Genomic DNA, 12,775 nt, shown 5'->3' with positions numbered 1-12,775 from the left:
AGACATCGGCACGATATCTTGCCCCCCCGGACTCCGGCGAACTTCGGACATTGGCGAGTACGAATGGGCGGCAATTGGCGAACTCATCGAATGGACAAGGCGCCGGCGCAAGGCCCGTTTACTTCTTGCCCTTCTTGGGCTTGGCCTTCTTCGCAGACTTCTTGGCCTGCTTCTTCAGTGCGGAAAGACCCTGATTTGCGTTCTTCAGGGCCTCCATCAATTCTTCTTTCTGGCTTTCGAGCATCTTCTGCAGAGCTTCCCGCTCTTCATCGGACAAGGCGCTGAAATCAATATATTTGACAAAGCCCATAGTAACCCCTTCCTTTCGGCTCGCGGTTGCCGATTGCAACGGGGCGCACTGTTGCCCGGCGCCAGCGAACAATCAAGATCGATCCCGCGCTACTCACAGGCCGAACATCTGAGTTCGGCGTCGTCAACCGGTTCAAGCCGCCTGGCGATCGAGCAGTTCGGCCAATGACGTCCGAGAGCCGGCGATGGCCATCTCGAGGATCGCTCTGAAATCCGCCACCCATGTCGCCATGTCGTCGGACGCGAACAGATCGGTCTTGTAGCCCAGCGTGCCGGTGATGCCGGTCGGACGCTCCTTGAGCATCAGACTAAGCCAGGTCTGATTGACCGGGAGCACCGGCTGGCCTTCACGGGCCACATCTCCGAGCGGATTCACGGCAACGCCGGGCAGCCTCAACGGCTGACGCAGCGGATTTTGCAGAGTGAAATACACCTGGATCAGACCGGCGGGATCGATACTATCCTTGTCGGCCAATTGCTCGGCCAGAACGTTGAAGGGCAGTTCCTGCCGGGCATGCGCATCGAGCACCGCGCGGCGCACCCGATCGAAGGCTTCAGTAAACGACAGGTCCGGCGTGAGTCGGGTGCGAATGATGACCGTGTTTTCCAACGGCCCGACCACGCGCTCGGTCGCCGGCTGGACGCGATTGGCCATCGAGGTCGCGATACAAATATCCTGCCGTCCGGTCCGCTTCATGAGCACCGCGTTGAGTGCGGTCAGCAGACCCATGAACAGCGTCCCGTTCTGCGATTTCGCGAACGCGTCCAACCGTTTGATCAGGCTGCGCGTAAGCTGGACGGGCTCGTGGCCGGTGCGTGCGCCAAGCCGCGCTGCGACGCCGCGCCCCCCAGGACCAAACACCGGCGTCGCCGCATGCAGAACCTCGCGCCAATAACACATCTGCTCATCCGCGGCGGCGGTCGTACACCACGCACGCTGCCATCGGGCGACGTCGGAGAAGGTCAGCTTGCCCTGGGGCGGAAGCAGCGGCTCGGGTGCGGGCAACGACGAGCAGGTTTGCGAGATTTCCTCGAGCAGCAGCCCGATCGACCAGCCATCGACGACGGCATGGTGGAAGGTGATCAGCAGGACGTGATCGTCGACGGCGAGCCGCAACAGCCGCGCGCGAAGCAGCGGAGCATGGCTGACATCGAACGGTGTCCAGGCCTCCTGCTGTGCGATCAGCTTCGCAGCCCTCAGACGCAAACGCTGGCTGGGCCGATCGTCGTCTGCAGCACCATCGGCCAGATCCTCCACCGACAGGATTCCGGACACCTGATCGGGAGCGATCACGACCGCGTGAGGCTCGTCGTCACCCCTGCCGAACCCGGTGCGCAGGACGTCATGACGTCTCACTACATCGGAAAGACCTCGCGCGAGCGCGTCGATCTTGATGGGGCCGACAAGCCGGAATGCGAAGGGCAGATTGAACTGCGGCAGCCCAGGCAGCGCATGCTCCATCCTGATCATCTGCGCCTGCGCCATTGAGGCCTGCGGCCCAGCCCCCCGTGCGATCGCCGGAATGAGCTGCATTGGCTGGACCTGCTGGGCCCGGGCCTGATCGATCCGTTGCGCGAACGCCGTCACGGTCGGCGCCTCGAACAGAACCTTCATCGGCAGAGACAGCTGCAACGCTGCGGCGAGGCGAGCCATGACTTGGCCCGCCAGCAGGGAGTGGCCGCCAAGCTCGAAGAAATTGTCGGTGGCGCCAATGCGGCGTCGCTTCAGCACCTCGGCCCAGATCTCGCAGACGAGCGTCTCGATCGCGTTCTCGGGCGCGATCGGCTCCGGCCCCTCCGTGACATCCGCGATCGGGCTTGCCTTCAGGACCGCGCGATCCACCTTGCCATGTGCATTCAATGGCAGCCGGTCGAGAAACAGGAAGGCCGAGGGGATCATATGGCCCGGCAGCTTCGCCTTGATAAAGCTGCGTAGCTCGCTCGCGGTCAGCCGACCGCCAGAGGCCGGCACCACATGGGCGATCAGCCGGATGTCGCGACCAGCGAGGCCATGCGGTTCGACGATCGCGTGGCGGACCAGCGGGTGATCGAGCAGAACCTGCTCGATTTCCTGCAGCTCGATTCTGTGGCCACGAATTTTCAGCTGGCGATCCATGCGCCCGAGGCATTCGAGCGCCCCGTCCGCACGCCGGCGACCGAGATCGCCGGTGCGATAGAGCCGCGCACCGGCGATGGCCGAGAAGGGATCGGGCACAAACCGCTCAGCTGTCCGAGCCGGGTCATTGAGGTAGCCACGGGCCACGCCGGCGCCGCCGACGCAGATTTCGCCGACCACGCCGATCGGCACCGGCTGAAACTGTCCGTCCAGCACATAGACCTGCGTGTTCGGCAATGGTTGGCCGATCGAAACCACGCCGCCCGGCTCCGGTGCAGAGGTCATGCGATGCAAGGTGACGTCATCGGAGCATTCCGATGCGCCATAGGCATTGACCAACGGGATATCCGGAAAGTGCGTCAACCAGCTGCGGCAAAGATCCACGGTCAGCGGCTCGCCGGTTGCAATGACGATGCGCAGGCCGGACAGCGCGCGCGTGATGGCTTGGTCCTCGACCTGCTCCAGCAGCGCGCGCAGCAGCGACGGTACGATCTGCAGCACGGTGATGCCGTGCGCGCCGATCTCCTGCGCCAGCAGGACGGGATCCCTCACCACCTCGGCGGCGCAGACATGAATGCGGGCGCCGACCGTTAGTCCAGCCAGGCACTGCCACACCGCGATGACGAAACTTTGCGGCGCAGTCTGCGCGACTACGTCGCCAGGGCCAAGTCCGAACGCGGCAACCACCGAGGCAAGGTGATTTGCCAGCCCGCGCCGTTCGATCAGCGTACCCTTCGGCCAACCCGACGAGCCCGACGTGTAGATGACATAGGCGAGACCAGTCTCTGCGACGCTCGGCAACGCAGCGCCACCGGACGGAGGCGTCGTGACCAGTTCGTCGATCAGAGCAATCCTCGGCTGAACCTCGGTCGCCAATTGATCCATGACCGGCTGCAGCGCCGCGACCTCGCCCTTCGACGCCAGAATAAAGGCTGCGCCGCTGTCTTTGAGCATATGGACAAGGCGCGGCGCCGGTTGCGCAGGATCGAGACAGAGGAACGCGGCGTCGGCACGATGCACGCCGACCATAGCCGCCAGCAGATGCGGCGAGCGCGCGCCCCATAGGGCGACCACCGCTTCCGGCCCTAGACCCTCGCTGATCAGCCGGCCGGCAATCGCTGCGCTGGACGCATCGAGTTCACGATAGCTGATGCGATGCCCGGCATCGGACACCGCGATCGCCTCCGGCATGCGCGCGACCTGCGCGGCGAGGCCCGCCAGCACATCGCCCTGCGATCCGAAATCGATCCGCGAGCCCGCCGCCAACTCCAGAACCTCACGCCGCTCCGAGGCGGGCAGCATCTCCAACTGCGTTATCGGCGCGCCCGGATCGTCGAGGGCAGCCTGAAGCAGCGTATCGAGATGCGCCGCCATTCGCGCAATCGTGCCAGCTTCGAACAGGTCGGTGCTGTATTCGAGGAAGCCGGCATAGGCCTCGCCGGAATCGTTGAGCTCCAGCGTCAGATCGAAGCGTGCCACTCCCGGATCGACGTCGATGAGATCGACGGACAATCCCGGAAGTGTCGGCGTCGTGGTCGTGGCATTCTGCAGAACGAACATGACCCGAAACAGCGGCGCCGCATCCTGGCCGCGCAGCAGCGGCGCGGTCCGCAGCACCTCCTCAATCGGCAGATCCTGGTTGCGATAGGCATCGATGGTGACGGTGCGGACGCGCGCGAGCAGCGCACGGAAACTCGGATCGCCCGATAAATCGGTGCGCAGCACGATCGTATTGGCGAACATGCCGATCAGCCGCTCGATCTCGACCTGGTTGCGGTTGGCGATCAGCGAGCCAACCGCGACGTCGGCGTGGCCGGTGACGCGATAGAGAAGGCCCTGGAACGCCGCGAGCAGCGTCATGAACGGTGTGACGCCTTCGGCGCGGCAGAATGCTCGGATTCGCTCAGACAAAACGGGCGTGAACGCCAGAGCATGGCGGGCACCGCGGCCGCTCAAGCTCACCGGGCGCGGACGATCGGTCCGCAACGGCAACACCGTGAGGCCCTCGAGCTGCGCATGCCAATAGGCCAGCTGTTGCTTGGCGGCCTGGGTGCGTAGCCAACCCTGCTGCCAGGCGACGAATTGGCGATACTGGATCGCAGGCGGTGGCAGCCGATCGGCCGAAAGGCCGCAATGGCGCCCGTAATGGGCGCCCAGCTCCTCCCAAAACAGCCGCTGCGACCAGCCGTCCGTCGCGACATGGTGGATGCGGATGACGAGTGCATGGTCGGCGTCAGCCAAATGAAACAGCCAGGCCTGGAATGGCGGCTGCTGCGCAAGGTCGGCTTTCGACCGCATGATCTGCAGCACTTCGTTGCGCACCACCCCATCCCGGTCGGCGGCCGGAGTGTCGCCCAGGTCGATCCGATGCAGCTCGGCCGGCGCTGGCTGAGCGATTTGAACCCGCCTGCCGCGCCGCTCGGAGAAGGTGCTGCGCAGGGTGTCATGGCGCCGGCAGATCTCGGCAATGCTGGCGTCGAGAGCCGCAACGTCGAGCGGACCTGTGAGCCGCACGGCTTCCACGACATTATAATGACAGCCTGTCGGATCGAGATCGGCCAGAAAATGGATTCGCTGCTGCTGGAAGGAGAGCGGTGCTGCGACCTCATAGGCGGCCGGGGCGCGCCAGCCTGGTGCGGCGATTGCCCGCCTGCGCGAGGTTGCCTGCAGCCGCGCGGCGAGGGCCGCCACCGTCGGTGCGTCGAATACATCCCGAAATGACAGCGTGACCCGAAGCTGGTCGCGCACGCGGGAGAGGAACTGCGTCACCAGGATCGAGTCGGCACCGAGCGCGAACACGTCCTGATCGACACCGATCTCGCTGCACTCGAGCAGTCCAGCCCAGATCCCGGCGAGCTGCATTTCCGCCTCGGTCCGCGGTGCCGACGCGCCCGCCGCCGGCGCGTTGACAGGCGCCGCAAACGTCTCTGCGAGAGCGCTCCGCTTGATCTTGCCGCTCGCTCCTTTCGGCAGCGCCGTCGCGAGATGGATCACGCTGGGGACTTTATATCCGGCGAGCTGCGTCCCGGCGAACTGTCGCAGTTGGTCCGCATCCAACCTCGCTTTTGGCTTCGGGACGATCGCGGCTGCGACCGCCTCGCCAAGCCGTGGATGCGGCATCGCAAAAGCGGCCGCTTCCAGCACGTCAGGGTGACGAAGCAGGACCTGCTCGACCTCCTCCGGCGACACCTTCTGCCCGCCGCGATTGATGATGTCCTTGATCCGCCCGGCGATGAAGAGATAGCCATCCGCGTCGAGATAGCCGAGATCGCCCGTCCTGAACCAGCCGTCACGAAACGCGGCTGCGGTTGCGGCGGGATCATCGCAATAGCCGCGCGTGATGGTCGGGCCGCGCAGCATGATCTCGCCGCGGGCGCCCACCGGGAGCACCCCGCCCTGCTCGTCCATGATCGCGATCTCAGGACCGGCCGACCGCCCGACCGACCCGACCTTGCGGAGCTCGATCGGATTGGCCGCGATCTGCGATGCGCCTTCGGTCATGCCATAGGTCTCGATGACCGGCACGCCGAACAGCGCCTCCAGGCCTTCGAGGACGGCCGGCGCCAGGGATGACGAGGCAGAGCGAATCACGCGCAGCGAACAGTCGGAAACCGAATCGGCCTGCGCTTCCGACGCGGACAGCAGCGCGCGATGGATCGCAGGCACCGCGGTGTACCAACTCGGCCGCAACTCGCGCAGGCAGGCGAAGAAGCCCTGCGCATCAAAGCCCGACGTGCAGATCACGCTCGATCCGGCGCTCAGCGCCGTGAGCACGCCGGAGATCAGACCATGGGCATGGAACAAAGGCAGCACATTGAGCAGACGGTCTTCGCCCGTCAGCCGCAACACCGCACCCGCATTGTAGGCCGAACGACAGACACTCGCCTGCGTGAGCGGCACCATTTTCGGCCGCGAGGCCGTCCCCGACGTCAGCAAGATGAAAGCGTCGTCCGCTGACGTCGCCACACCCGCTGCCACGGCGGGCCGGATCGGACGGCCGGTCAACACGAAACCTGCACGCTCTCTCGGCGCGATCTCGATGACGGGAATGCCGAGCGTGTGCGCGACGCCACGACTGGCGGACGACATGTCTGCACGCGTCACCAGGGCGGAAAGGCGGAGATCACTGAAATAGCGCAGCAGCTCATCCGCGGTGAAATCCGGATTGACGGGAACGCAGACCGCACTTGCAGCGACAGCAGTCAAAACGATCGCGTTCTCCGAGCCGCGCGGCAGCATGACTGCGAGCCGGTCGGCGGGGCCGATGCCCAGCGCGCGGAGATCGCGCAAGAGCTCGGACGTGAGCGCCCAGAGCTCCGCATAGCTAACCGCGGCGCCCGTTGGACCAATAATGGCTGCGCGATCGGGACTCGCTGCTGCATGACATTGCAAAAGTGCCCCGATGCTCGAGAAGAATGGCTCGACGGCTGATCCTGGGGACGACTGAAAATCAATATCTGGCAAATTGGTGCCTTTTCTGAAAGTGTAGGCTATTGTTTTAAACCTTTGAGAGCGTGTCCAGCCCAACGTAGAGCGGAGTCCCCAATTTATCTAATAATGCGGAGACGGTACGTTTGCGGCGACGCTTAAGCCAGACAGGTCGTTATGCCGAAACAAGAGCTGAGCTCCGGACGCGGAGAAGGTTTAGCGCGCTGGCTCGAAGATTTCGGACTTGGCCAATATCACGACCTGTTCGTTCTTCATCGCATCGATCTCGACGTCATCCCCGATCTGAATGAGGCCAATTTCGCCGAACTCGGCATCCCGCTCGGCGATCGCAAGCGGCTGCAACGCGCGGCAGCCTCGCTACGCGCGGCGGCTCCCGAGACTCAAGAGAACTCAAAGAGCGCCGCGCCACGCACGACCGTGCTGGCCGAGCGGCGACAGCTCACCGTCATGTTCTGCGACATGGTGGATTCGACTTCGCTGTCCGAACAGTTCGATCCGGAGGACGTCCGCGAGATCATCGCAAGCTTCCGCGAGACCTGCGTGCGGGTGGTGCGCTGCTACGAAGGCTTCGCGGCCCGCTATGTCGGCGATGGCATTCTGGTCTATTTCGGGTATCCGAACGCGCATGAAGACGATGCCGAGCGTGCGGTGCGCGCCGGCCTTGAGATCGTGCGAACGCTGTCGATGGCGCGGGACGACAAGCCCGCCGGCAAGCCGAGCCACACACCCGCGGTTCGGATCGGCATTGCGACGGGACTCGCCGTGGTCGGCGACCTCATCGGCCAGAGCACGGAGGAGCGCGACTCCGCCGTCGGCGAGACGCTGAATCTCGCCGCGCGGCTGCAGGGGCTTGCGCCGGCCAACGGCCTCGTCATTGCGCAGTCGACGCAGTCCCTGCTCAAGGGCAAGTTCGACTACCAAGATCTCGGCATGCACGCGCTCAAAGGGATCACCGAAAAGATCCAGGCATGGCGCGTGGTCCGCCCGTCTCGGGTCGAAACTCGTTTCGCCGCGATGGGACCGCGACTGACCCGGCTCGTCAATCGCGACGAAGAGCTAACGGTGCTGATGAGCCGCTGGCTGCAGGCCAAGGAAGGCAAGGGCCAGGTCGTGCTGCTGTCCGGCGATCCCGGCATCGGAAAGTCGCGCATCGTGCAGGAGATCCGCGAGAGGGTCGCGGGTGAGCCGCATGGCCATGTGTCGTTCCAGTGCTCTCCTTACTATGTCAGCACCCCGTTTCACCCCTTTGTCGAACAGCTCAAATTCGCCCTCGGCCTCGACTATGACAGTCCCGGCGCGCCGTCGCTGTCGGGACTCGAGGCGACGGTCGCCGCGGCCAAGGGCGATGCGGAGCGCGTGGCGCCGCTGTTTGCGGCGTTGCTGTCGATACCGACCGCCGACCGCTACGCCCGCCTCGACCTCTCTCCGCAACAGCAGAAGGACGCAATGGTGGTGGCGCTGGTCAACCACCTGATCGGCCTGGCCAGCGACCGGCCCTTGCTGGTCGGCTTTGAGGACGTGCACTGGATCGATCCGTCTTCGCTCGAGGTGCTCGATCTGCTGGTGGAGAAGGTCCAGAACGCGGGCATTCTCCTGGTGATCACCTGCCGTCCGGAATTTCAGCCCAGCTGGAAGGCCGATCACCATATGGCGATGCTGACCTTGAGCCGGCTCAACCGCGAGCTGCGGACGACCCTGGTCGAACGTGTCGCCGGCCGCACCGAGCTGCCCCGCGAGGTGATCGAGGAGATCATCGTCAAGACCGACGGCGTACCGCTGTTCCTGGAAGAGCTGACCAAGGCGGTGATCGAATCCAACATGCTGACCGAAAAGCAGGGACGCTATGTGTTCGCGGGACCCTGGCGGCAGCTCGCGATCCCGGCAACGCTGACGGACTCGCTGATGGCGCGCATCGACCGCACCGGGCCGTTCAAGAAGATCGCCCAGGTCGGCGCCACCATCGGACGGGAATTCTCCTACAAGATCCTGAACGCGGTGGCCGACGCCACGCCGGACCATATCGAAGCGGCCCTCGATCATCTCGAGGAGGCAGGGCTGATCGTCTGCCGCGGCTATCCGCCGGAGGCGGCCTACACCTTCAAGCATGTGATGATCCAGAATGCCGCGCATGCAAGCCTGCTGCACAGCGACCGGCGCAAGCTGCACGCCAGGATCGCGCAGGTGCTGGCGAGCCAATATCCCGACAAGGCCGAGCGGGAGCCGGAACTGCTTGCCTATCACCTGACCGAATCCGGCCAGAGCGAACCGGCTGCGGGCTTCTGGCTCAAAGCCGGCCGGCAGGCGGCTCAGACCGGCGCCAATCTCGAAGCCATCGGCCATCTGCGGCGCGGGCTTGGCGTCGTCCAGGGCAATCCGCACATGCCACGGTGCGACGAGATGGAGCTCGAGCTCCGGCTCGCACTCGGGACCGCGCTGATCGCCGCCAAAGGTTATGCGGTGCAGGAGGTCGAGGAGAATTTCGCGCGCGCGCTCGAGCTGGGTCAGCGCCTCGACGACGAGGCCAAGGTGTTCGCCGCGATGCGCGGGCTTTGGGTCTGCCACTTCATCCGCGCCGATCTCAAGAAGGCTCACGATCTCAGCGTGGAGCTGCTGAAATTCGCCAAGCGCGATCGCGCCAATCAAACGCAGCAGGTGGCGCATCACAGGAAGGAATATCTGATCGAGGCGCACCGGGCGATCGCGATGACCATGCTGTATCGCGGCCGGTTCACCGCCTCACATCACCATCTGCAGCGCTGCATCAATCTCTACGGCAGCGATCTTTATGACGACCTGCGTGAGCGCCATGGCATCGATTCCGGCGTCGTGTCGCTGTCCTATCTCGGCTATCTGCTCTGGTTTCTCGGCCATCCCGACATGGCGCGCGAATACAGCGAACGGGCAATTTCGATCGCTGGCACGCTGCGCCATCCGTTCACCTTGGCCTTTGCGTGCGAGTTCGGTGCCTATCTGTGCCAGCATCTGCGCGATGTCGAGGGCACCATGCGGCACGCCGAGCGCGCCTTCGCGATCTCGTCCGAACACGGCTTTCTGCATTACAAATATCAAGCCAGCATCCTCAAAGGCTGGGCCGCCGCCGAGCTTGGCGACATCGATGACGGTCTGAAGCAATTGCAGGCCGGCCTCGATGCCTATGAGGGTACGGACTCCTGGCTCGCCAGCTCCTGGTTCAGAAGCATGCTTGCCTGCGCCTATGTCCGCGCCGGCATGCCCGACGCGGCGCTTCGCGCGCTGGACGGTGCGCTCGCCATGGCCAAGCGCACCGGCGACCATTTCCTCCTGGCCGAGATCTACCGCCTGCAGGGAGACATCACCCTGATGCAAGGCGGCCTGACCGCTGCGCCTGATGCCGAGGAGCTGTTTCGCCAATCGCTCGAAATTGCCCGCGAGCAGAGCGCGTTGTCGTGGGAGCTGCGCAGCTCCGTCAGCCTCACCCGCCTGCTGCGCGACACCGGACGGCAGCAGCAGGCCGCGGAGCTCATCCTGCCGGTGTGCCGCAAATTCACCGAAGGGTTTGAGACGCCCGACATGAAGGACGCGATCCAGCTGATGGACGAGCTCGGCCTGGACAGCAAGGATCAGCCATGGAGCGAGCCGACGGATTGAACGAGCTCGCAGCCGCGCGGCAGCATTACGTCGCGCGCATTGCGGGCCGGGAGCACATCGCCTCCGCGCGGCTGCTTGCAGCACTCGAAGCCGTGCCGCGGGAAGCCTTCCTGCGCAAGGGCCCTTGGCGGATCAGAAGCGAATTCTCACGCAGTTACTACAAGACCGAAAGCGCCGATCCGGTCCATCTCTACGACAACGTGCTGGTTGCGATCGATGCGCGCCGGCGCCTGGACACCGGATTGCCGAGTCTCTGGGCTCATTTCATCGACGTGCTCGACGTCGCGGAGGGCGAGCGCGTGGTGCAGATCGGCTGCGGCCTCGGCTATTACTCCGCGATCCTGTCCGAGATCGTCGGCCCCAAAGGTAACGTCCGCGCCATCGAATGCGACGCGGCGTTCGCCGCGCGCGCCGGGGCCAACCTGCGCAGCTACGGGAATGTCGAGGTCGTCTGCGGCGACGGCTGCCGGGACATCGGCGGCAAGGCCGACGTGATCATCGTCCATGCCGGCTTCACGCAGCCGCATCCGGCATGGATCAACGCGCTGCGGCCCGGAGGACGGCTGCTGCTGCCGCTCACCGGCCCCTCGCGCGAAGGCACCGTGATCAGGATCCGGCGGCTGGACAAAGGCTATCAGGCGGAGGCGATCCGGCGCATCGCGATATTTCCCGGCCAGGGCCGCGGCGGCAGCGCGCTCGACCAACGTGTGGTCGAGTGGTGGGAGCGCGCGGCGGCGATCGCGCCCGTGCGCTTCCGTCGGATCGAGCACGGGCTGCCATGCGGCTGAGCGTGGCGGTGGCGCGCTCAGCTCGCTCTTGTTTTGCGTGGACGGCTCACGCCGCGTTCTGGTTGGCTTCCGCAAACGGCGGTAGCATGACACATGCTGACGACTGAGCCTGCATTTTGATCGAGGCCTGGCTGTTACTGAATGCCAGCCTGGTGGATTGCATCAAAAGGGATTGCACGATGACGATGGCGACCGAAACCCTATCCGACCGCACCACGGCTTCGCCGATCGCCCATGTGGTGAGCGCCAGCGTGCTGGGCACCGCGATCGAATGGTACGATTTCCTGATCTACGGCACGGCTGCCGCGCTGGTGTTCAACAAACTGTTTTTCCCGGCCTTCGATCCGTTGATGGGGACGATCGCAGCGTTCGGCACCTATGCCGTGGGCTTCGTGGCCCGGCCGATCGGCGGTGCCATTATCGGCCATTTCGGCGATCGGCTCGGCCGCAAGACGATGCTGATGGCAACGCTGCTGATCATGGGCGCCGGCACGTTCCTGATCGGCTGCCTGCCGACGTACCAGCAGATCGGCATCTGGGCGCCGATCCTCCTGGTCGCGCTGCGCTTCGTGCAGGGCATCGGGCTCGGCGGCGAGTGGAGCGGCGCGGTCATCATGGTGGCCGAACATGCCGGCGATCGCCGCGGCTTCTGGGGCAGCCTGGTGCAGGTCGGATTTCCGGCCGGCGTCGCCGCCTCCACCGCGATCTTCAGCGTAATGAGCGCGCTTCCCGAGGCGAGCTTCCTGAACTGGGGCTGGCGCGTGCCGTTTCTCGCGAGCATCATCATGGTCGCGATCGGCCTGTTCGTCCGCTTCCGGCTGGCCGAGACGCCCGCGTTCCAGGAACTGGTCGCGCGCAAGGAGCGGGTCGCCCAGCCCGTGGTGGAGGTCATCAGGCGCGACTGGCGGAGCTTTCTGCTGGCTGTCGGGATCACCGTCTCCGAGGTCGGCCTCGCCTACATCCTGACCGTGTTCGTGATCACCTATGCCAACAGCAGGCTGGCGCTGCCGCGCGAGGTCGTGCTCAACGCGGTGGTCTATGCCGCTCTCGTCGAATTCATCACCTTGCCGCTGGCGGGCTGGCTCTCCGACATCTACGGCCGCAAGGCGCTGTACCTGACCGGCGCCTTGACCACGATCGTGCTCGCCTTCCCGCTGTTCTGGCTGCTCGACACCAGGGATCCGACCATCATCACGGTCGCGATGATCGTCACCATGACGATGACACACGCGCTGCTGTTCGGGCCGAAGGCCGCCTTCATGCCGGAATTGTTCGGTACACGCGTGCGCTATAGCGGCGCCTCGCTCGGCGCCAATGTCGCGGCGGCACTCAGCGGCGGATTCTCGCCGATGATCGCCACCGCACTGCTGGTCTGGGCCGGCGCATCCTGGGCGATCTCGCTCTACATCATCGCGCTCTCGCTGATCAGCGCGCTGGCCGTGCTGGCGACGCCGGAGACGGCGCGGCTGCCGCTGAAGAGCTGAGT

The 12,775-nt window shown here is 65.0% G+C and carries 5 protein-coding genes; 3 read left to right on the top strand and 2 right to left on the bottom strand.

Annotation, left to right across the window (positions count from 1 at the left end; genetic code table 11):
- Positions 1–118: 118 nt before the first annotated feature.
- Entirely contained in the window at positions 119–382 is a 264-nt protein-coding gene (locus QX034_RS15470) for a hypothetical protein (RefSeq protein ID WP_315701716.1), read from the bottom strand.
- 60 nt (positions 383–442) lie between these two features.
- Positions 443–6,817 (bottom strand): non-ribosomal peptide synthetase, encoded by a 6,375-nt coding sequence (locus QX034_RS15465; RefSeq protein ID WP_316195556.1) that lies wholly within the window; start codon positions 6,815–6,817, stop codon positions 443–445.
- 213 nt (positions 6,818–7,030) lie between these two features.
- On the opposite strand from QX034_RS15465, the gene QX034_RS15460 reads away from it, so the two are divergent.
- The 3 genes from QX034_RS15460 to QX034_RS15450 all read left to right on the top strand — a co-directional run bounded on the left by QX034_RS15460 (position 7,031) and on the right by QX034_RS15450 (position 12,773).
- Positions 7,031–10,501, top strand: coding sequence for an adenylate/guanylate cyclase domain-containing protein (locus tag QX034_RS15460; protein WP_315701718.1), 3,471 nt, complete (start codon positions 7,031–7,033; stop codon positions 10,499–10,501).
- Positions 10,498–11,289: a protein-L-isoaspartate O-methyltransferase family protein gene (locus tag QX034_RS15455; RefSeq protein ID WP_315703110.1), complete on the top strand. Its 792-nt coding sequence runs from the start codon at positions 10,498–10,500 to the stop codon at positions 11,287–11,289. Before QX034_RS15460 ends, QX034_RS15455 begins: the two co-directional genes overlap by 4 nt.
- Before the next feature lie 179 nt (positions 11,290–11,468).
- Positions 11,469–12,773 (top strand): MFS transporter, encoded by a 1,305-nt coding sequence (locus QX034_RS15450; protein WP_316190587.1) that lies wholly within the window; start codon positions 11,469–11,471, stop codon positions 12,771–12,773.
- Positions 12,774–12,775 lie beyond the last annotated feature (2 nt).

It is taken from the genome of Bradyrhizobium sp. SZCCHNR3119 (genome assembly GCF_032487775.1).
Taxonomy (GTDB): domain Bacteria; phylum Pseudomonadota; class Alphaproteobacteria; order Rhizobiales; family Xanthobacteraceae; genus Bradyrhizobium.
The sequence above is the reverse complement of the archived record's forward strand: the minus strand, read 5'-3'. Positions and strand labels throughout refer to the sequence as shown.

What these genes read in the sequence shown, in the direction of transcription:
- QX034_RS15460 (WP_315701718.1), top strand. Translation starts at nt 7,031, where the DNA reads ATGCCGAAACAAGAGCTGAGCTCCGGACGCGGAGAAGGTTTAGCGCGC.
- QX034_RS15450 (WP_316190587.1), top strand. Translation starts at nt 11,469, where the DNA reads ATGACGATGGCGACCGAAACCCTATCCGACCGCACCACGGCTTCGCCG.